Genomic DNA, 19,809 nt, shown 5'->3' with positions numbered 1-19,809 from the left:
TGGCGCTCGGCCCGGCCAGGCGCAGCAGGCAGGCGCGGCTGAACGGCACCAGGCCCGCCTGGCGGCGCAGGGCCAGCTCCTCGACCAGAAACTGCTCGTAGCGCCCATCCACCAGGTGCCGGATCACCGGATGCTCCGGGCAGTAGGTCTGCACCAGCACCTCGCCGGGTCGCTCACCACGGCCGGCCCGGCCGGCCAGCTGCAGCAGCAACTGCAGACTCAGCTCGCTGGAACGCAGATCGGGGCGATGCAGCAGCCCATCGGCGGCCAACACCGCCGCCAGGGTGACCCGCGGAAGATCCATCCCCTTGGCCAGCATCTGGGTGCCCACCAGCACGTCGGCGTCACCGGCGGCGAAGCGCTCGAGCAGGCGGCGGTGACCGTCGCGGCCGCGGGTGGTGTCCCGATCGAAACGCAGCACCCGCAGGCCCTCGAGCTCAGCGGCCAGCTGCTCCATCACCCGCTGGGTGCCGGCACCGAAGGGCTTGAAGGCAGTGGAACCGCAATGGCCGCAGCGATGGCTGATCGGGCTGCGGTGATCGCACCAGTGGCAGCGGAGCCACTCATGGCCGGCGCCATCGGCACGGGCACTGCGGTGCACGGTGAGGGCCACGTCGCAGTGGGGGCAGAGCACCACCTCGCCGCAACTGCGGCAACTGAGAAAGGAGCGGTAGCCACGCCGCGGCACCAGCACCACGGCCTGTTCACCGCGTTCCTGCAAGGTCTGCAGACGCCCCATCAGGGCCCGGCTGAGCAGGCGTCGATGCCCCTCGACCAGCTCCATCCGCATGTCCACCACCCGCACGGGCGGCAGCGGCCGGGCCCCGATCCGCTCGGGCAGGCGCAACAGCCGGGTGTCGGCGGCCTCGCCCTGGCAGCGCAGCCAGGTTTCCAGCGACGGCGTGGCACTGCCGAGCACCAGCCGCGCACCAGAGCCAGACAGCCGCAGCCGGGCCACATCGCGGGCGTGATAGCAGGGCATCGGACTCTCCTGCTTGTAGGAGTCGTCGTGCTCCTCATCCAGCACGATCAAACCGAGACGGGGCAGCGGCAGAAACACCGCCGAGCGGGTTCCCACCGCCACCAGGGCCACGGGCTCGGCAGCCGCCTCCAGACAGCTCCGCCAGACCCGCACCCGCTCGGCGTCGCCCATGCCGCTGTGATATTCGAGCACCTGCGCGCCGAACCGCTGGCGGCAACGGTCCAGCAACTGGGGGATCAGGCCGATCTCCGGGGCCAGCAGCAGCACGCTCTCCCCCCTGGCCAGGCAGGAGGCCGCCGCCTGCAGATAGACCTCGGTCTTGCCGGCCCCCGTCACACCCCAGAGCAGCAGGGCCTGGGCAGGGGCCGCAGCCTCGATCGCCGCGACGGCCTCCTGCTGGGCCGGCGTCAGCCGATGCCCGCCGGGGTCATCGGACGAAGACGAGGCAGGCGGTGGGCAACGGCGCAGCAATCCCCGCCGCTCCAGGGTGCGCAGAACCGCCGGCGAACAGCCCTCCACCGCCTGGAGGGCCGTCAGTGGCAACTGGCCTCCCCCCTCGGCCAAGGCCTGCAGCAAACGGCCCTGCCGTTCGGTGGTGGAAACAGGAGCAGCCGGATGCTCGGCCGGCAACGCGACCCAGCTGCGTGCCAGGGCCCGGGCGGCGGCCCCCACCGAGGCACGGCTGAGCGAAGTCTTGCGGCGCTGGCCCAGCCAGCCGGCCGGCAAAGCGCTCTTGAGGGTTCGGAACAGACTGGTGTGGCACTGATCGGCCACCTGGGCGATCCAGGCACGCCAGCGTGGGTCTACGGCGGCGGGCTGCAGCAGCTCCAGCACCGGCTCCAGGGTGCGGCCCAGAAGCTCGGGGGGAACCTCGACGAGGGTCTCCACCACCAGACCGCCATGACGCCGACCCTGCAGGCGTACCGCCACCAGATCCCCTGGCCCCAGAACGAGCCGATCGGGATTGGCATAGGTGAACACCTGCCCCTCCCGACCGGCCTCGAGCCACACCTGCACGAAGCCGTGCACCAGATCAGGGGCGTCAAAAACGGACAGGGAAGTTGCGGCTGTCTCCCTGTCTTCTTAAGATAATGGCGTTGAGCAGTTTCAAAGCTGCTGTCGGAACCCGACAGAGTTCCGTCCAGAGGGAAGACCCGAAGTGCAGGACCATCCTTGAGATCAGGTCCTCCAGGTCTGCGACCACCCCTGACAGCACTGTCTCGGCTCCGTTCTCCATCCTCTCCCCCATCGGTCAGGTTCTCAGCCTTCGATCAGGTTCCCCGCACGTCCTGCGACCGGTCCGCTCCAGCGGTTCGGTCACGCCATGCTTCCAGGCACCGTTATGCCTGTGGAGCCGCAGTGACGGTCCGGCCGGCAGTTCTGCTGCCGCATCCTTCCCGCTTGCTCCCTTCTGGGCAGACCGGGGAAGACTCAAGGGAACCGGCCCTGGGCTGATCTGGCTTTCAGAGCGCTGAACGACCTGACTCGACCGCGTTTGATTCTGAACCGAACCGTTCCGCAGGGCTCCTGACCCGGGGCCTCCACCTGCCGATTGCCTCGTCCTGTCGTCAGGGCGCTCTCGATCGGACGACTCCTGACATCCCTGATTGTCCTGATGTTCCACCGGTGCGTTCCACCGGAATGAACGTCCCGATCCCCCAGCCTCGCTCCACCCACACCATCGTCTTGCCGCATCCGATGAGCCCAGTCGCCGCCCAGCCCACCGCCAAAGCCAAGTCCGCCGCGCCGGAGATCCTGATGGTGGCCAGCGCGTCCGGGGAGTCGGTCATCGTCAAGACACCTCCCGCCGCCGAGGCCGACCTGGATGCCGCCAAAGCCAGCAAGGCCAAGCCGCGGGCCAGTCGCACCTCCAAGAGCGCCGAAACGGGCAGCGAGGAGAAGAAGGCCAGCACCACCAAGAGCAGCAGCCGCAAGAGCAGCGCCAAGGACACGACCGCAAAAGCCGCCAAGAGCAGCGCCACTAAGGCAAGCGCCAAGAGCGCTTCTGCCAAGACCCCTGCCGCAAAGACCGCTGCCACCAAGGGAGCGTCCCGCAGCAGCAAGGCCAAAACCGCAGAGGTGGCCGGAGCCCCCGCCAACCTGGACCTGGCGGCCGATGAGCTCCTGACCAGCAGCAGCACCGAAGCGGACGCCGAGAAGAAATCAGCCAAGGACGCCAAGGCCCTCGCCAGCATCAAGGTGGGGCCGAAGGGCGTCTACACCGAGGATTCGATCCGCGTCTATCTGCAGGAGATCGGCCGCATCCGCCTGTTGCGCCCTGATGAGGAGATTGAGCTGGCCCGCAAGATCGCCGACCTGCTTCAGCTTGAAGAACTCGCCAGCCAGTTCGAAGCCGACAAGGGCCACTACCCCGATACCAAGGAATGGGCTGTCCTGCTGGACATGCCGGTGATCAAGTTCCGGCGTCGACTGATGCTCGGCCGTCGTGCCAAGGAAAAGATGGTGCAGTCCAACCTGCGCCTGGTGGTGTCGATCGCCAAGAAGTACATGAACCGGGGCCTGAGCTTCCAGGACCTGATCCAGGAAGGTTCCCTCGGTCTGATCCGGGCCGCTGAGAAATTCGACCACGAGAAAGGTTACAAGTTCTCCACCTACGCCACCTGGTGGATTCGCCAGGCCATCACCCGCGCCATTGCCGATCAGAGCCGCACCATCCGCCTGCCGGTGCACCTGTACGAGACCATCTCCCGCATCAAAAAAACCACCAAGACCCTCTCCCAGGAATTCGGCCGCAAGCCCACCGAAGAGGAGATCGCGGAATCGATGGAGATGACCATCGAGAAGCTGCGCTTCATCGCCAAGAGTGCCCAGCTGCCCATCTCCCTGGAGACCCCGATCGGCAAGGAGGAGGATTCCCGCCTCGGCGACTTCATCGAAGCCGACATCGAGAATCCCGAGCAGGACGTGGCCAAGAATCTCTTGCGCGAAGACCTCGAAGGCGTGCTGGCCACCCTCAGCCCACGCGAGCGCGATGTGCTGCGCCTGCGATACGGCCTCGACGACGGCCGCATGAAGACCCTTGAGGAGATCGGCCAGATCTTTGATGTGACCCGCGAGCGCATCCGCCAGATTGAGGCCAAGGCCCTGCGCAAGCTCCGCCATCCCAACCGCAACGGCGTGCTCAAGGAATACATCAAGTGATCCTGAGCCTGGTGAGCCTGGAGCGCCCGTTCACCCCTTGAGCGCACTCCCCTCGTCCGAGCCGGCCCCTGCGATGGCGACGCCGGCCCCGGTCCGCGTCTCGATCGTGCTGCCCACTTACAACGAGCGGGGCAACATTGAGCCTTTGCTGGCTCAGTTGCTGTCGCTGCGCCGCCAGTTCGATCTCGAGATCCTGGTGGTGGACGACGACTCCGCCGACGGCACCGCCGAACTGGTGAGGCAGCTGGCCCATGGCGAACCGGCGATCCGACTGATCCGCCGGGTCGGCCGGGCCGGTCTGGCCAGCGCCATCAAGGAAGGGCTGCTGGATGCCACCGGAGATCTGGCGGTGGTGATGGACAGCGACGGCCAGCACGAACCGGGTTCGGTGCTGCGTGCTCTCGAGACGCTGCAGGCCGGCGAGCTCGATCTGGTGATCGGCAGCCGCTTCCACCCCGGGGCCGAGATCCGCGGTCTCAGCGGCCGCCGGGAGACCGGCTCCACCTGGGCCAACAGCGTGGCCCGCTTCAGCCTGGCCCGAGCCTATGGGCCGCTGAGCGATTTCATGAGCGGCTTCTTCGCGCTGCGGCTCGACAGGGTGCTGCCCCTGATCCGCGCCGTGGACGTGAACGGCTTCAAGTTCCTCTACGAACTGCTGGCCGTCAGCGGCGGCCGCCTCAGGGCCGCCGAGATCCCACTCACGTTTCAGCCCCGCAGCTACGGCAGCTCTAAGCTTGATCTGGCGGTGTTCTGGGACTTCCTGATCTCGATCCTGCACAGCCTCAGCTTTCGGCTGCTGCCCCGACGGGCGATCAGCTTCGGTCTGGTGGGGATCAGCGGTGTGGCGGTGCAGCTGCTGATGACCGCCCTGCTGATGGCCGGCGACCGCCTGAGCTTCAAACAGGCCCTGCCTGTGGCCGTGGTGGCCGCCGCCAGCTCGAACTATCTGATCAACAACGCCCTCACCTTCCGCTTTCAGCGGTTGCGGGGCCTGGGATTGCTGCGGGGCCTGCTCAAATTCCTGCTGGTGGCGTCCCTGCCGGTGCTGGCCAATGTGGGCCTCGCCTCGGCCTTCTACAGCTTCGTCTCGCCCGACACTTTCTGGGCCCAGCTGGCCGGCATCGTGGTGGTGTTTGTCTGGAACTATGCCGCCTCCTCCCGCTTCGTCTGGAACACCCCCTGAAGCGGCCCGCTCTTCAACCTGCCGGCCCGGAGGCGGAGCCTTAACCTGTCGATCACAATCGGCAGCGTGGCTGGATTGCAGAACCTGGCTGATGTTCAGAGTGCTGGATTGAAGAGCAGGCTGAGCGTGCTGGAAGACCAGCCGATCCGGCTGGCGTTGCTGGCAATCGTGGGGCTGATCGGGCTCTGCTGGCTGGCTTTCTTCAACGGCCTCGGATCCCTCGGGCTGATGGACAAGACCGAGGCCCTCTTTGTGGAAGTGGGCCATCAGATGCTGCTGCGCAACGACTGGGTCACACCCTGGTGGAACGACAGCACGTTCTTCGACTATCCGGTCTGGGGCTACTGGATGGTGGCCCTGAGCTTCCGTCTGTTCGGTGTCTCCGAAGCGGCGGCGCGGCTGCCGGTGGCAGTGGCCGCCAGTGCCGTGGTGCTGGCCACGTTCGGCCTGTTGCTGCTCTGGGCGCCCGCTGGGGAATCGCGGCTGAAGGCTGTGGCGCGGGCGGGGCTGGCGGCTGGTGTCCTGGCCACCACACCCGCCTGGATCGGCTGGGGCCGCACATCCACCACCGACATGTTTCTGTCCAGCGCCATCACCCTGGCGCTGTTCAGCTATCTGGTGGCGGAGCGGGATCCGTCCAACCGGCGCCTGATCGCCATGGGCCGGGTGGGCATGGCCTGCTTTGCCGGCATCGCCGTGCTGGCCAAGGGCCCGGTCGGCCTGTTGCTGCCTGCCATCGTGATCGGCGCAGACCTGCTGGTGCGGGGCCATTGGTCCCGTTGGCTGCGGCCCTTCCCCCTGGCCGCGATGACCCTGCTGTTCTGCGGCATCGCCCTGCCGTGGTATGCCGCCGCCACGGCGGTCCATGGCCAGGCGTTCCTCGGCGGCTTCCTCGGTTTCAGCAACCTGGAACGCTTCACCAGCGTGCTCTATGACCACCCAGGACCGCCCTGGTTCTACCTCCCCTGGCTGCTGCTGCTGCTGCTCCCCTGGTCGCCGTTCCTGCCCCAGGCGATCGCTCGGGCCGCCCCCTGGCCGCTGGCCCGGGCACGCCAAGCCGACGCCCCGGCCCTGCCGGCGATCCTGCTGCTGTGGCTGGTTTTGATCGTGGCGTTCTTTTCGGCCGCCGCCACCAAACTGCCGGGGTACATCCTGCCGGCCATTCCAGCCGCCAGCCTGCTGGTGGCCCTGCTGTGGCATCCCCTGAGCACCGATCGACGGGACCGGCAGGCTCCCCCGACCTGGGCCTTCGCCAGCTGGTTGAACATCGCTTTGCTGGCTGGAGGTTCCGCCGCGGCCGCCCTGGCACCCAGCTGGGTCAGCCGCGATCCGGCCTTTCCCCAGTTCGCCGCCGCCTTGAGCGCCTCAGGATTACCCCAGCTGCTGGCGGTGCTTCTCGGCCTGGCCGCCCTGGTGGGCCTGGCCTTGATGCTGGGCCGCCGCAACGACTGGATCTGGCTTCCCAATCTGGCGGGCTTCCTGGCTGTCCTGTTCGGAGTGGTGGCACCCCTTGGTCCCCTGCTGGATCGGGAACGCCAGCTTCCCCTGCGTGAGCTGCAACAGCTGGCGGGCAGCCAGAGCCGCCCGGACGAACCCCTGTGGGTGGTGGGCACCATGCGCTACAGCACTCTCTTCTATGGCGGACGGTCGGCCGTGTTCCTCGGGGATGCCAGCGACGTCAAGGATCTCTGGAAACAGGATCCCTCCCTGCTCGCCATTCAGCCCGCCAGCGTCAGCGCCCTTCTGCTGGGCGACCGGCACAAACTCGATGGCTTCGCTCTGCCGGCCGATCGGATTGAACGGCTGGGTCAGCGCGGGGTTCAGGAGCTCTGGCGGGTCTCCCTGGACGAGCTGCGTCCGCGCAAGCGATCCCGCAACCGGAAGGCCTCCTGATGGCGCGCCTGTCCCTTCCACGGCCCCAGCTCCGCTGGAGCGACGTTCTGACGGTTCTGATCTGCATTGGACTGGTCAGCGCACTGGCGGCGAATCTGGATCCGAAAGAGCCGCCGCGGTTCGATGCAGCGGTGCTCGACTGGATCAGCGAAAGCATCCGCGGCCCCCTGCGGACAGTTCTGGTTCAGGTGTATCGGGTCAGTGGCGTGGGCTTCACCTTCGTGCTGGTGCTTGCCGCCCTGTTCTATGTGTCGTTCAAGCGATGGTGGCGGGATCTGGCCATGCTGGTGGTGGCCACCGCCGGCATCCTGCTGATCGTGGACCGGATGCTGAAACCGTTCTTCGATCGCTCCAGACCGCCTGAGAAATTGCTGGTGGTGGACGGACGCAGCTTTCCCAGTGGCCATGCCGCCGGCGGGGTGGTGTTCTATTTCGCCATGGTGACGATTCTGGCGGCGCACCATCCACGGCTGCGCTGGCCGCTGACGCTCGGGGCGGGATTGTGGGTGGCGCTGGTGTGGCTGAGCACCCTGGTGGTGCGGGCCCATTGGCCCAGCGACCTGATCGCCGGCGGAGCCGTGGGCCTCGCCTGGCTGACGGTCTGCCTGTCAATCTGGCGCAACCCTGCCGATTCCTCTTCCTGATGGCTGTCGCTGCCCTGGTCGACCTGCGCGGACTGCGCACCGCCCCCAGCCTCACGGAGGCTGAACGGCAGGTGCTGCGTCAGGAGCTGCAGGAGCGGCTGGCCGCCTGCGACTGGTTCACCGTGGGGGTGATGGCCCCGTCGGCCGCTGCTGCGACAGCCACCCTGCGCCACTGCGAAGCCGCCCTGGACTGGAGCCCCCTCGCCCCCCTGAATGGCCATGACCCGCAGGGCGGCACCGGCGCAGCGGCGGCCGAGGCTGGGCCGGTCTTTCTCAAGGGCAACCAGAACACCGGCACCTTCAGCCTGCGTCAGGAGAACGGCCTGGGCGAAGGACTGCTGATCAGCGGCCACAGCCCCGCCGATCCGGAGGCAGAGGACACCTGGGGACCACTACCCCTTGATTTCTTCGGCTGAACGCCCGCCGGTTCTTCGGCTGAACGCCCGCCGGGATGACTGATCAGCTGCTGGATTCATGCGTCAGCAGCTGGATTGATGCATCGGCAGATCACGGAGCATCGCGCTGCTGGCTGACGAGAGCGGGCCGGTCCTTAGGCTGGGCGGCTGTTGATCGGCAGCTCGACTGCCAACCGAAGGTTTTCGATGGCCGGCTCCACCCTGCGCATTGCCTCCCGCCGCAGCCAGCTCGCCATGGTGCAGACCCACTGGGTGCGCGATGAGCTGGCCAAGGCCCATGGCGGCCTGGAGATCTCGATCGAAGCGATGGCCACCCAGGGAGACAAGATCCTGGATGTGGCCCTGGCCAAGATCGGCGACAAGGGGTTGTTCACCAAGGAACTGGAAGCCCAGATGCTGGTGGACCAGGCCGACATCGCCGTTCACAGCCTCAAGGATCTGCCCACCAACCTGCCCGAGGGGCTGATGCTGGGCTGCATCACCGAACGGGAGGATCCGGCCGATGCCCTGGTGGTGCACGAGACGCACAGGGACAAGACCCTGGCCACCCTGCCGGAAGGAGCTGTGGTGGGCACCAGCTCGCTGCGCCGTCTGGCCCAGTTGCGGCACCACTATCCGCACCTCGTCTTCAAGGATGTGCGCGGCAATGTGATCACCCGCCTCGAGAAACTCGACTCCGGCGAGTTCGACTGCCTGATTCTGGCGGCAGCCGGCCTGGGTCGCCTCGGCCTTGGCGACCGCATCCACGAACTGATCGACCCGTCGATCTCTCTGCATGCCGTGGGCCAGGGCGCCCTGGGCATCGAGTGCCGCGAGGGTGACGAGGCCGTGCTGCAGCAGATCAAGGTGCTGGAGCACACCCCCACTGCCCGCCGCTGCCTGGCGGAGAGGGCCTTCCTGCGGGAACTGGAGGGCGGCTGCCAGGTGCCGATCGGAGTCAACACCCGCTTCGAGGGGCCGGACGGCAGCGGCGACCTGGTGCTCACCGGCATGGTGGCAAGCCTCGATGGCCTGCGCCTGATCCGCGACGAGGCCCGTGGCCCCCAGGAGGATCCGGAAGCGATCGGCATCGCCCTGGCCCACACGCTCAAGCAGCAGGGCGCCGGCGAGATCCTGCAGGAGATCTTCGCCAGCGTCCGGCCCGAGGCCTGAAGCGGCGAGGCGGTCGCGGCCTCGGCCATGCAGCAGTCGTCCGCCGAGGCCACGGCCCTGCCCTTCCAGTGGAATCTGCTGGCCTGGGCCGCCTTGGTGGGCACCGCCACCGGCCTGGCGGTGGTGGGGTTCCATGAATTGCTGGGCTTCATCAACAATTTCCTGTTCGGCCCCTTCGTGGAAGGTCTGCTGAGCCTGGGAACCTCCACCGCGCCACCGGCCCCGGAATTGCCTTCCCTGTCGCCGGAAGGGAGCACGCCGCTGAAGGCCCTGCTGGAGATCGGCCTGGGGGGCCTGGGATTCCTGCCGCCACCACCGGCTCCACCGCTGCCGGCGCCGCCACCCCTGCCAACGGCGCCGGGCTGGCTGGATCTCTGGCCGGTGGTGGTGGTCCCGACAGTGGGGGGCCTGGCCGTGGGGGTGCTGCGCCGGATCGGCGGGGATCTCGGCCCTGGCCTGCCCAGCCTGCAGGCGATGGCGGAAGGCAGCCAGCCGGCCACCCCGAAACTGCCGCTGCTGCGGCTGGTGGCAGCCTCGCTCAGCCTCGGCAGCGGCGCCTCCCTCGGCCCCGAAGGGCCCAGCGTTGAGGGCGGTGGCAACATCGGCCTCTGGGTGGGCGAACGCGGCAGGCTGACACCCCAGAGTCAGAAGACACTGGTGGCGGCCGGGGTGGCCGCCGGACTGGCCGCCGGCTTCAAGGCACCGATCGCCGGCGTGTTTTTCGCGCTGGAGGGCAGTTTCAGTGCGATTCCCGGTCGTCCCAGCGTGCGGGCCGTGCTGGTGGCAGCAGTGGCCTCCTGCCTGGTCACCCAGCTCTGCCTCGGCGATACCCCGATCCTGAGGCTGCCGGCCTACGAGGTGCGCTCACCCCTGGAATTGCCGCTGTATCTCGGCCTGGGAGTGGCCTCCAGCCTGATGTCCTGGCTGCTGATCAGCCTGCTGGCCGCAGGGCGCAGCCAGAGGCTGCAGCAGTGGCTGGGGCGCCTGCCGATTGGACTGCCCACCGCCCTCGGCGGTGCTGCCGTCGGTGGCATGGCCCTGCTGTTTCCCCAGGTGCTGGGGGTGGGCTACGACACGATTGAAGCCTTGCTGGGCCGCGATGGCGGCATCCCCCTGCTCACCCTGGCGGTGCTGCTCGTGGTCAAGGTGCTCGCCACGGCCGTGAGCAGTGCCACCGGATTCGTGGGCGGCGGCTTCGCACCATCACTGTTTCTCGGGGCGGTGCTGGGCAATTGCTACGGCCAGATTCTTGGAGACAGCGGTCTGCATCTGCCGGTGGCCGAACCGCCGGCCTACGCCATGGTGGGCATGGCGGCGGTGCTGGCCGGCAGCGCCCGGGCTCCCCTCACGGCCCTGCTGCTGCTGTTCGAGCTCACCCGCGACATCCGCATCGTGCTGCCGCTGATGGCAGCCGCCGGTCTGAGTGCGGCCCTGGTGGAACGCTGGCAGGGGCTGCACGATCCCGGCCTGCTGGGACCGGATCCGATGGAGGAGGAGCGGCGTGGCCGACTCACGGCTTTATCGGTGGCGGAGGCGTTTGAACCGGAAGCTCCTCTGGTGCTGGAGGCAGATACACCGGTTCTTCAGGCGCTGAATCAACTGGTGGCCTGCCATGGCCACGCCTTGATCGTCAGCGAGGGAGAGTGGGCCATGGGGCTGGTCACCCTGCCGGACCTGCAACGGGTCCTCAGCGCCAAACAGCATTGGACGACCCAGCAGATCGCCCAAGAGGGCCCATCGCACCGCCTGGATAAGCAAACGAACCGTCCCGCCGACGATTGCGCCATGGACAGTGAGCCGCGGCTGCTGGATTGCCGCCGCGGCGAACTGGTCTGGTTACCACTTTGCGCCAGCCTGGCTCAACTGGAGGAACAGTTGCTCTCCCAAGGACTGCGCCAGCTGCCGGTCTTCGACCTGCCGCAATCCCGGGAGGGGGCTTTGCCCCATGGGCTACCGGCCCGAGGTCTGCCGCTGAGCCGACTGCGGGGACTGGCCAGCCGGGATGGCATGGCCCTGGCCCTGGCCCGTCAGATCAGCTGGCCAGATCGCAGGCCTGGGGATCCAACGGACCCGCCACCGGATCCACCTGGGACAGACGGCTGAGAATGCGATGCAGATCGAGCTCGGAGAGCTCGCCATTGCTGCACCACTTCAGAGCTGTGCTGTTGAGCGGATCAAAGCTGTGGGGGTGATCCGAGGGATGCAACGGAAATCCAGCGCGAAGGGGAACAGAACGGGCCATGGAGCCGGCGGAGATCGAAAGCGTGCAATCGCGCCAACAGCAACGATTGCGTTGATTCGATCACGAAGATGCTCATGACACTACGGGCTGATCCCGTCCTACCTAGGCCTTCGCGGGTGGATCTGCAGAATGTTTTTGGTTCCTGCCCGATCAGCGGGTCACCACCACAGGCGTCCCCACCTCGACCAGGTCAAACAGCTTGCGGACATGGTCGGACAACATGCGCACGCAGCCATTGGTGACCGCCGAGCGGGAACTCACGGTCCAGGACCAGGCGCTGGGAGTGCCATGGATGCCGTACTGGTTTACGCCACTGCTCTTGAAGCCGAGCCAGCGATCACCCAGCGGACCATTGGCACCCACGACAGGGTTGATCTTGCCGCTCTTCGTGCTCTGGTACTGAGGATTGACCACCTTGTTCTCAACCTTGAAGCGGCCCGTGGGGGTGGGGGTCCTGGGATCACCGATGGCGACTGGCCAGCTGCTGATCACCTTGCCGTTCTCCCGCAGGCTGATGGTGCGCCGCCCAAGCTCCAGGAGGATCTCACGGGTGATCGGCGCTGTGGCAGCGTCAGCAGCCCCAGGTCCAGCCAGAGCGGCCCCTGGAGGCGGCGTGTCAGGGGAAACCACCGTCGCGGGAGTCGTTGCTGCGGGAGCCGTTGTTGCGGGAGTCGAAAGGCTTGTCTGGGGCTGGTTGACAGCGGGTCCGGTGGCAGGTGACTCGCCAGCTGAAGGCAAAGACGACGTGGCCTCTTCCGCCACCACGGCGGTGGCGCCCAGACCCAGGGACCCAGCACTCGCCAGTACAGGCAGGGCTATCAGTGCCGCGACAGACCGGGAGTGAAGAAAGCGCACCATGGCTGTCAAGGTGATTGGAAGAGACAACGTCATTGCAAAGAAGACTAGGGAGCCCCGCTGAGTGGCGCTTGGAACCGAAGGCTCCTTGGCCCCCAGCCCTGCCGGCCTCTGGTCGGGAGGCTCCGATGAGGATCAGCCGACCAGCTGGGGCTCGATGACCTCGAGATAACGCGCTTCGCACTCTTTGATGATCTTCACGGCTTCAGCACTGTCGAAGAAGCCATTGACACGGCAGGTGCCAGGCTTCTTGAGATCTTTGTAGTGCTCCCAGTAGTACTGGGTTTCCTTGAGCCAGTGATCACCGAGCTGGGTGTAGCAGGTGATGTGGTCCATGCGCTTGTCATCAGCCAACACGGCAATCACCTTGTCATCCACTTCACCGCCATCATCAAATTTCATGATGCCGATGATGCGGGCTTCCACCAGGCTGCCGGGCACCAGAGGTTCGGTCACGCTCACGATTTCGATATCAAGCGGGTCGCCATCCTCATCCCAGGTGCGGGGGATGCAGCCATAGGCAAAAGGATAGGCAAGGGAGGAATAGCCAACACGATCAAGCTTGAGTTGCCCGGTTTCGGTGATCAGCTCGTATTTGTTAATGGTGTTGCTGTTCAGCTCCACAATCGTGTTCAGCCGCAGTTCCGCTTCATCGGCGAAGGCCGGCAGCACATGCAGCAGATTCATCATCATGCGGCTTGGGGCTTGATCAATGTTCGCCATGAAGCACTTCAAAACGGCTGGCGGGCATCCTACGGATCGCCCCAGACCGCTTCGCCATCCCATCAGGCACTCAGTCCGGAGCCAGCAGACGGAGCACCTTCTGCCTGAGATAGGTCAGGAACGGATCCGCACGCAAGGGCTGGCCGGTGACCATCTCCACCAGCTCCTCGCCGTTCACCGAGCGACCCAGCGGCCAGACCTGCTCCGCCAGCCAGCCGCGCAGCCTCTCCTCCTGACCCTCCGCCACGCATTCCTCGATCGGACCAGTCCGCCGCTCCATGGCTTCGGCCAGCTGGGCACTGATCAGATGGCCCAGGGCGTAGGAGGGGAAATACCCGAAGAGTCCTTCGGCCCAGTGAATGTCCTGAAGGCACCCCTGGGCGTCGTTGGGTGGCTGGATTCCGAGCAGGTCGCGCATGCGGCGGTTCCACTGCTCCGGCAGGTCCTCGACCGGCATCCCCTGCTCCAGCAAGGCCAGTTCCAGCTCAAAGCGCATCACGATGTGCAGGGCGTAGCTGAGTTCATCGGCCTCGACCCGGATCAGGCCCGGCCGCAGTGGGTTGAGGGAGCGCCAGAAGCCGGCGGCGCCTCCCCAGGGATCAGCCCCCAGACCGTCGCGGAAGCGAGGATGCCAGCGGTTGGCAAAGGCGCGGCTGCGGGCCACCCGGCACTCCCAGAACAATGACTGGGATTCATGCACACCCATGGAGGTGGCTTCTCCCAGGGGCCAGGGAAAGAAATGGTCGTCGGACTGAGGCAGGCCCTGCTCATAGAGGGAGTGGCCCCACTCGTGGGCAGTGGCCAGAAAGGCTGAAAGCGGCTGGCCAGGCACCACCCGGGTGGTGATGCGGAAGTCCTGGGGGCCAACCGTGCAGGAAAAGGGGTGGGCGGAACGGGAGCGCTGGCAGCGGCTGGGGTCATAGCCCCAGTCGTCGAGCAGCGCCGCGCAGAGACTCTCCTGCAGGCCCTCGGGCAGGTCGGCAGTGGGCACTGCTGCACTGGCAGCTGCTGTGGTGGAAGCCGCTGTGTTTGCAGCAGAGGTGACCTGGTCCAGCAAAGCCGGAAGCTCGGCCTTCAGGGGGGCAAACAATGCCTCCAGCCTCGCCACGCTGATATCCGGCTCAAAGGGCTGGGCCAGGATCTCCCAGGGGCTGCGGAGCACCGGTTCGGCGTCGGCCAGCTGGCTGGCCTGCTCACGCCGCAGCCGGATCAACGTGGTCAGGGCCGGCGCGAAGGCGCCGAAGTCGTTGCGCGCCCGGGCGTCCTGCCAGACCGCATTGCCGCGTGACTGGGCCATGGCCAGGGCGGCCACTAGTTCTGGGTCGAGGCAGCGCTGACGCTCCTGCTCCAGCCGCAGCAACTGCAGATTGCGACGCCGCTGCGGCGGAGCTTCAGGATCGAGCTCGGCCTCAGCCGCCGCCACCAGATCGGCCAGCTCATCGCTGCTCTGGCGCTCGTGCAGCTGGCCGGCCAGCAGGGCCAGCTGTTCCCCTCGCCAGGCGGCCCCAGCCGCTGGCATCACCGTGTTCTGGTCGTAGTAGAGGGCACTGCTGATCGAGCCCAGCAGCCGGGTCTGGTGCAGATGGCTGCGCAGGCGTTCAAGGGTCGAACCCGAGGGGGCCATGAAGACGGACCACTGCTGGAGGCCAGCATGGCGCCGGCCTGGTTCTGCAGTCTGGCGGGCCGATGGGGCCGCAGCTGATCATCCGTGCTGCAGCAAGGCACCCAAGCCAAGCTGCTGCAGGATTCCCTGGCCGGAGAGGGCCTCAATGGCCAGGCCGATCACGAAACCAAGCATGGCAAGGCGACCATTCAGGAGTTCGGCACGGCTGTGGAAACCCCAGCCACTGTGACTGGCTGCGCTGGCGAGATACATGCGTGGTTCAATGACCCGCGGATCGAGGAGCTGGGGCTCCTGAGAATCCCACATCCCGCCTTCTGATTCGGCATAGTTTTTGACGTGGACCTGTGCTGCGGTTTTTGTTGAAGCCGACATGACGATGAGTCCTGCGAGTGAAGTCTGTAAGTGTCCTGAAGAAGGAACGCGTGCTGGAAAACAACCATGGCGTCCAGGCCCATGGAAGTAGCAAGAACTATGTTGCGCTTCGACGATGCCCTGATCAATGACTGTCAGGGGCTCCTCTTCATGACAACACCGTAAAGCCAGAATGACGTTTTCAACCTTTTCCAGGCTGTGTGGTCAGGTGAAGGGCGGTTTCCCCTGCCCCCTCTGATCCGCAGGATGGGGCACATCAGCGCGCTGGAGAGTGAAACCCGTACCCGATGTCGACCTGTGCGGTGATCGACACGATGCCGGTCACAACCCTGTCAAAGGCTGGAGAACGAACCGACATGGCATGCAGACGGGGTTGCCAACAGCATGAGGTCCATCCAGCCCTGGTTTCGGTGCTGCGCGGTGGCCTGGATGGTGAGTGCAACAGCCCCCCTGCTCGCCCAGGACATCCCGATTGAGGCGCCCCAGCCAGCCACCGAAGACATCGAGACGATGAAGGAGGTCGAGAAACTGGAAGCCCTCCATTTCGCGCCCACCACAACGGTGCAACTGCAGATCAATGGCGCCTTGGGGGCACTGCACTACACCGGCAGCGCAATCGAGACCTCCAGCAACACGGCAGCGGGAGCTCCCCTGCTCAATGGTCTCAGCTTCAACCACGAGACGAGGCTGACGATCGACACCAGCGTCACCGGCCAGGATCTGCTGCGGATCCGCTTCCGCGCTGGCAACTTCGCCCGATCCGGCTTTGTCTCCAACGCTCCCACACCACTGTCGCGGCTGGATTTCGCCTTCCAGGAGCCTGGCTGCACCGCGGAAGAAGGAAACTGCGCGGTGCAACAGATCAGCATCAACAGGGCCTACCTGCAGATCCCCCTCACTCCCGAGATCCGCTTCAGCTTCGGTGCGCGGATCATGCAACTCGACATGCTGCCCGTGTGGCCGAGCGTTTACAACCAGTCCCCCATTCTCGACCTGTTCCAGTACGCCGGAGCACCGGGTGCCTACAGCAAGCGGCTCGGCGGAGGCTTCGGTGCCTGGTGGCAGCCCAAGGGCTCGCTGCAGGGTCTCAGCCTCGGCTTTGCGTACGTCGCCGGCCGAGCCGGCAGCTCTGCCCAGGGCGGCGGCCTGTTCTCGGCGAACTCCGGCCAGACCAGCACCATCCAACTGGCCCTGACCCGACCCCAATGGAACATCACCGGGGCCTACACCCTCAGCGGCGCCCAGGTGAGGCTGAGGGGGACACCTCTGGCCAGCCAGCTGGCCGAAGAGTCCAGCCAGGGAAGCCTCGGCTCCTGGTCCGTGGCGGGCTACTGGCAACCCCGCTCCTCCGGCTGGCTGCCTTCGATCAGTGTGGGCTGGGGCCACGACAGCTTCCGTTTCGGTCGCACTCCCGTAGCCGATGGATCCAGCATCCGTACAAGGTCCTGGTATGCCGGTCTGGTCTGGAGCGATGTGCTGGGCCAGGGCAACAGCCTGGGATTCGCCGTGGGGTCCCCAGCCCATGTGACGGCCATCCAGGCCCCCGGGCTGAGCTCCATCAACGACGGCGGCCTCGCCTACGAGCTCTCCTACAGGATCGAGGTCAGTGACCGTCTCACCCTGACGCCAGCGGTCTTCTGGCTGAGCCGCCCTCGCGGCGCCATGACCACGACGTTGGATCTCTCCGAGGCGCTTCTGTCCCCAACTCCATCCGGCAACCCCACCCTTGGCGTCTGGGCCGGAGTGATCCGAACGACGCTGCGCTTCTGACTGCGTGTGTGATCAACCGAACCAATTCAGAAAGCGCTGAATCACCACGGCGTTGCTGATGTCCACGAAGAAGCCAGACACCAGCGGCACCACAATGAAGGCCCTGTGGGCCGGTCCGTACCGCTGAGCCACCGCCGACATGTTGGCCATTGCTGTGGGGGTCGCACCCAGGGAGCTCCCGCCGAAGCCGGCGCAGATCACAGCGGCTTCGTAGTCACCCCCCATCACCTTGAACACCACGAACAAGGCGAACAGGAAGGTGAGCACAAACTGCGCGGCCAGAATGGCCAGGATCGGGCCAGCCAGGGAGGCGATCGTCCAGAGCTGCAGGCTCATCAGCGACATCGTCAGAAAGATGCCCAGGGAAATATCCGAGACAATGGCCAGGGAACGGGGCGGCGCCAGACAACGGATCGGTAGCAGCCGCGGCACGGTGTTGGTGAGGAAGATCGCCGCGAACAGGGTGCAGACGAACAGGGGCAGGTTGCTGCCGGCGGCCTTGAGGGCTTCGTGCAGCAGCTCACCAAGACCCAGGCTGACATTGAGCCAGAAGAGGGTTCGCAGCAGCGTGAAATAGGTCACCTCCTCCTGCTCACTCCCGGATCTGCGACTGGTCTCTGGATCCATGGCCTGAGCAGGCTTCAGCTGTTGACCCAGAATCAGAATGCGGGCGATCGGTCCTCCCATCAGGGAGGCCAGCACCAGGCCGAAGGTGGCGCAGGCAATGGCGATTTCCAGGGCATTGCTGATGCCATGGGCTTCGGCGAAGCGCGGCGCCCAGGCGATGGCCGTGCCATGGCCACCGAGCAGGGACACGGACCCGCCCAGCAACCCCACGAGTGGATCCAATCCCAGCAGCACTGCCATGCCGACCCCGGTGAGATTCTGAAGAACCATGAAAACCACCGTGGAGGCGATCAGGATCAACAGAGGCCAACCACCGGCAAGCAGGGTCTTGATATCGGCATTGAGGCCAATCGCCGCAAAGAAGTAGAGCAGCAGAAAATCACGTGTCATCAGATTGAAGCTGATCTCCATCCCGTTAATGGAATGGATCAGCGCCAGCAAGATGCAGACCAGCAAACCACTGGTGACCGGCTCGGGAATATTGAACTCACGAAGAAAGGAAATCTTTCGATTCAGCCATCGACCAAGCGCCAACACCACGATGGCGATATTGAACGTGGCGAAGCTCTCAAACTGCATGGAGGGTCATATGCAGGACAAGGGAACGATCAGACCTGAGGGAGCATCATTCGCACCCCTGAACGGAGATGCGATAGCTGAAACCAATCGCCGCTGGCCTGCTGCTGGAGCCGACCCGGAAGTTCATCAGATTGGTCCGCTTACCAGGAACGGCCTTGAATGGACCGAACTTGCGGCCCGCCCCTGGTTCGAAGGTCGGTGTTTCGTTCACCACCTGCAGGCTGGTGCCATCGGTGAAGCGCATGAACGCGGAAATCGGGAAGGTGGCCCGCTCCGAGGACGCCGATGTGAAGAAGAACTGGTAAGTACGAAACGGCCGATCCACGATGAAGTCGGTGTTCCAGTTGGTGTTGCCCAGCAGGCGATCCGGGCCGATCCGCTTGGAGACGACGGGATCACCACTGCCACCCAGTGGCATCAGAAAGCTGCAGCTGGCCTTGGCGCTGGCGACGCCTAATCCAGCAGTCGCCAGGGCAGCCAACAGAAGCGGCTGGATCAGACGAATCGAAATCATTGTCAGAAGGGCACTTCCAGAACGCAGCATGACAGCCCACTCCGCGTTGGGCATGGACAAATCCACTACAGCGCCCCCTTATCCTTCCGGCCTGGAAGCAAAGAGGTTCAGTCCCAGTGCTTCCGAGAGGAACCTGGCGGTGAGTTGACCGCGCACGCTGTTACCCGCCTCATCCAGAGGCGCTGAATACGTGGCCAGCCCACCTTTTCCGGGTGCCACGGTGATCATGCCGCCCGCCACCCCGCTCTTGCCGGGGAGCCCGGTGGCATAGAGCCAGTCGCCGGAGGTTTCGTAGAGCCCGGCGGTGACCATCACCGCCAGCACATGCTGGCAGTGGACCGCATCGATCACCTGCTCGCCCGTGACGGGCTGGCGACCACCGTTGGCCAGGGTCGCCGCCATCACCGCCAGGTCTGAGGCCGTCACGCTGAGGGAACACTGGCGGGTGTAGAGGTCAGTGGCTTCTTCGGGATCCCACCAGATGCGGTCGTGATCACTGAGCAGGGTGGCGATGCCGGCATTGCGCCGATTCGAGGCCAGCTCCGATTCGCAGACGACCTGATCGATCTCGAGGCGTCGACCTGCAAAACGGGAGAAGCCGTCCTGAATGAAGGCCCACTTGTCCTCCATGGTGGCGCCAGGAGCCAGACTAGTGGCAGCGATCGCCCCAGCATTCACCATCGGATTGGAGAGACCTTCACCACTGCGCTCCACAGCCAGGACAGAATTGAATGGCAGGCCGGTACTGTTCACCCCAAGCTTCTCGCGGGCAGCAGCCTCACCAATCGCCTGGCAGATCAAAGCAAACAGGAATGGCTTCGAGATGCTCTGAATACTGAAGGCCAGCCGAGCCTCGCCCGCTTCGAACAACGCGCCTCCACTGCTGGATACGCAGAGGCCGAAATGTTCGGGAGTCGCCGCTGCCAGGGCGGGAATGTAATCGGCGACCCGGCCATCCAGCACGGGAGAGAATCGCCGATGGGCCTCCGCCACCAGATCCTCCACCACCTCTGCGGTGGGTAAGTGGCCGGTGGACACCCATTCGGATACGGACCTCATGGTGGGCAGGCG

17 protein-coding genes are annotated in these 19,809 nt (G+C 65.7%); 8 read left to right on the top strand and 9 right to left on the bottom strand.

Annotation, left to right across the window (positions count from 1 at the left end; translation table 11 throughout):
• Positions 1-2,011 (bottom strand): replication restart helicase PriA (priA, locus tag VB716_RS12910; RefSeq protein ID WP_323270706.1); only part of this gene is annotated, 2,011 nt, incomplete at its 3' end.
• A gap of 669 nt (positions 2,012-2,680) precedes the next feature.
• On the opposite strand from priA, the gene rpoD reads away from it, so the two are divergent.
• The 7 genes from rpoD (at position 2,681) to VB716_RS12875 (ending at position 11,535) form a co-directional block, all read left to right on the top strand.
• Positions 2,681-4,144 (top strand): RNA polymerase sigma factor RpoD, encoded by a 1,464-nt coding sequence (gene rpoD / locus VB716_RS12905; protein WP_323270707.1) that lies wholly within the window; start codon positions 2,681-2,683, stop codon positions 4,142-4,144.
• Between the two features lie 73 nt (positions 4,145-4,217).
• Positions 4,218-5,327: a glycosyltransferase family 2 protein gene (locus VB716_RS12900; RefSeq protein ID WP_323270705.1), complete on the top strand. Its 1,110-nt coding sequence runs from the start codon at positions 4,218-4,220 to the stop codon at positions 5,325-5,327.
• 108 nt (positions 5,328-5,435) lie between these two features.
• Complete coding sequence (locus VB716_RS12895) at positions 5,436-7,220, top strand: ArnT family glycosyltransferase (RefSeq protein WP_231605378.1); 1,785 nt, start codon at positions 5,436-5,438, stop codon at positions 7,218-7,220.
• The gene (locus VB716_RS12890; RefSeq protein ID WP_322758465.1) at positions 7,220-7,864 is read left to right on the top strand and encodes a phosphatase PAP2 family protein; all 645 of its coding nucleotides are present in this window, start codon (positions 7,220-7,222) and stop codon (positions 7,862-7,864) included. Before VB716_RS12895 ends, VB716_RS12890 begins: the two co-directional genes overlap by 1 nt.
• The gene (locus tag VB716_RS12885) at positions 7,864-8,280 is read left to right on the top strand and encodes a DUF1824 family protein (protein WP_323250320.1); all 417 of its coding nucleotides are present in this window, start codon (positions 7,864-7,866) and stop codon (positions 8,278-8,280) included. Before VB716_RS12890 ends, VB716_RS12885 begins: the two co-directional genes overlap by 1 nt.
• Positions 8,281-8,466: 186 nt before the next feature.
• Positions 8,467-9,432, top strand: coding sequence for a hydroxymethylbilane synthase (gene hemC / locus VB716_RS12880; protein ID WP_197156705.1), 966 nt, complete (start codon positions 8,467-8,469; stop codon positions 9,430-9,432).
• Between the two features lie 27 nt (positions 9,433-9,459).
• Positions 9,460-11,535, top strand: a complete 2,076-nt coding sequence (locus VB716_RS12875) for a chloride channel protein (protein WP_197170546.1) — start codon at positions 9,460-9,462, stop codon at positions 11,533-11,535.
• Here VB716_RS12875 and VB716_RS12870 read toward each other — a convergent pair.
• From VB716_RS12870 to VB716_RS12850, 5 genes are all read right to left on the bottom strand, one after another.
• Positions 11,465-11,674: a hypothetical protein gene (locus VB716_RS12870; RefSeq protein ID WP_323250317.1), complete on the bottom strand. Its 210-nt coding sequence runs from the start codon at positions 11,672-11,674 to the stop codon at positions 11,465-11,467. The two genes, VB716_RS12875 and VB716_RS12870, sit on opposite strands and share 71 nt — an antisense overlap.
• A gap of 150 nt (positions 11,675-11,824) precedes the next feature.
• Entirely contained in the window at positions 11,825-12,532 is a 708-nt protein-coding gene (locus VB716_RS12865) for a L,D-transpeptidase (RefSeq protein WP_323270704.1), read from the bottom strand.
• 132 nt (positions 12,533-12,664) lie between these two features.
• Positions 12,665-13,252 carry an inorganic diphosphatase gene (locus tag VB716_RS12860; protein WP_322758461.1) on the bottom strand — a complete coding sequence of 196 codons (588 nt, stop codon included), beginning with the start codon at positions 13,250-13,252 and terminating at the stop codon, positions 12,665-12,667.
• A gap of 70 nt (positions 13,253-13,322) precedes the next feature.
• On the bottom strand, positions 13,323-14,876 hold the full coding sequence (locus tag VB716_RS12855) for a carboxypeptidase M32 (protein ID WP_323270703.1): 1,554 nt from the start codon (positions 14,874-14,876) through the stop codon (positions 13,323-13,325).
• A gap of 78 nt (positions 14,877-14,954) precedes the next feature.
• On the bottom strand, positions 14,955-15,182 hold the full coding sequence (locus VB716_RS12850; RefSeq protein WP_231597995.1) for a high light inducible protein: 228 nt from the start codon (positions 15,180-15,182) through the stop codon (positions 14,955-14,957).
• Positions 15,183-15,632: 450 nt separating this feature from the next.
• On the opposite strand from VB716_RS12850, the gene VB716_RS12845 reads away from it, so the two are divergent.
• Positions 15,633-17,018, top strand: coding sequence for a carbohydrate porin (locus tag VB716_RS12845; protein WP_323270702.1), 1,386 nt, complete (start codon positions 15,633-15,635; stop codon positions 17,016-17,018).
• A 12-nt stretch (positions 17,019-17,030) separates the two neighbouring features.
• On the opposite strand, the gene gltS is transcribed toward VB716_RS12845, so the two are convergent.
• The 3 genes from gltS to glsA form a co-directional block, all read right to left on the bottom strand.
• Positions 17,031-18,224, bottom strand: coding sequence for a sodium/glutamate symporter (gltS, locus tag VB716_RS12840; protein ID WP_322758459.1), 1,194 nt, complete (start codon positions 18,222-18,224; stop codon positions 17,031-17,033).
• A 46-nt stretch (positions 18,225-18,270) separates the two neighbouring features.
• The gene (locus VB716_RS12835; RefSeq protein ID WP_322758458.1) at positions 18,271-18,738 is read right to left on the bottom strand and encodes a hypothetical protein; all 468 of its coding nucleotides are present in this window, start codon (positions 18,736-18,738) and stop codon (positions 18,271-18,273) included.
• A gap of 78 nt (positions 18,739-18,816) precedes the next feature.
• On the bottom strand, positions 18,817-19,809 hold a 993-nt coding region (glsA, locus tag VB716_RS12830; RefSeq protein ID WP_323270701.1), incomplete at its 5' end, for a glutaminase A.

The sequence above is a fragment of the Synechococcus sp. CCY9201 genome, assembly GCF_034931105.1.
Taxonomy (GTDB): Bacteria; Cyanobacteriota; Cyanobacteriia; order PCC-6307; family Cyanobiaceae; genus CBW1002.
This window is presented reverse-complemented; position numbering and strand designations above follow the sequence as displayed.

What these genes read in the sequence shown, in the direction of transcription:
- VB716_RS12850 (WP_231597995.1), bottom strand. Translation starts at nt 15,182, where the DNA reads ATGTGGGATTCTCAGGAGCCCCAGCTCCTCGATCCGCGGGTCATTGAA.
- VB716_RS12885 (WP_323250320.1), top strand. Translation starts at nt 7,864, where the DNA reads ATGGCTGTCGCTGCCCTGGTCGACCTGCGCGGACTGCGCACCGCCCCC.
- VB716_RS12870 (WP_323250317.1), bottom strand. Translation starts at nt 11,674, where the DNA reads ATGGCCCGTTCTGTTCCCCTTCGCGCTGGATTTCCGTTGCATCCCTCG.
- VB716_RS12865 (WP_323270704.1), bottom strand. Translation starts at nt 12,532, where the DNA reads ATGGTGCGCTTTCTTCACTCCCGGTCTGTCGCGGCACTGATAGCCCTG.
- gltS (WP_322758459.1), bottom strand. Translation starts at nt 18,224, where the DNA reads ATGCAGTTTGAGAGCTTCGCCACGTTCAATATCGCCATCGTGGTGTTG.
- VB716_RS12855 (WP_323270703.1), bottom strand. Translation starts at nt 14,876, where the DNA reads ATGGCCCCCTCGGGTTCGACCCTTGAACGCCTGCGCAGCCATCTGCAC.
- VB716_RS12890 (WP_322758465.1), top strand. Translation starts at nt 7,220, where the DNA reads ATGGCGCGCCTGTCCCTTCCACGGCCCCAGCTCCGCTGGAGCGACGTT.
- VB716_RS12900 (WP_323270705.1), top strand. Translation starts at nt 4,218, where the DNA reads ATGGCGACGCCGGCCCCGGTCCGCGTCTCGATCGTGCTGCCCACTTAC.
- VB716_RS12845 (WP_323270702.1), top strand. Translation starts at nt 15,633, where the DNA reads ATGAGGTCCATCCAGCCCTGGTTTCGGTGCTGCGCGGTGGCCTGGATG.
- rpoD (WP_323270707.1), top strand. Translation starts at nt 2,681, where the DNA reads ATGAGCCCAGTCGCCGCCCAGCCCACCGCCAAAGCCAAGTCCGCCGCG.
- VB716_RS12835 (WP_322758458.1), bottom strand. Translation starts at nt 18,738, where the DNA reads ATGATTTCGATTCGTCTGATCCAGCCGCTTCTGTTGGCTGCCCTGGCG.
- hemC (WP_197156705.1), top strand. Translation starts at nt 8,467, where the DNA reads ATGGCCGGCTCCACCCTGCGCATTGCCTCCCGCCGCAGCCAGCTCGCC.
- VB716_RS12875 (WP_197170546.1), top strand. Translation starts at nt 9,460, where the DNA reads ATGCAGCAGTCGTCCGCCGAGGCCACGGCCCTGCCCTTCCAGTGGAAT.
- VB716_RS12860 (WP_322758461.1), bottom strand. Translation starts at nt 13,252, where the DNA reads ATGGCGAACATTGATCAAGCCCCAAGCCGCATGATGATGAATCTGCTG.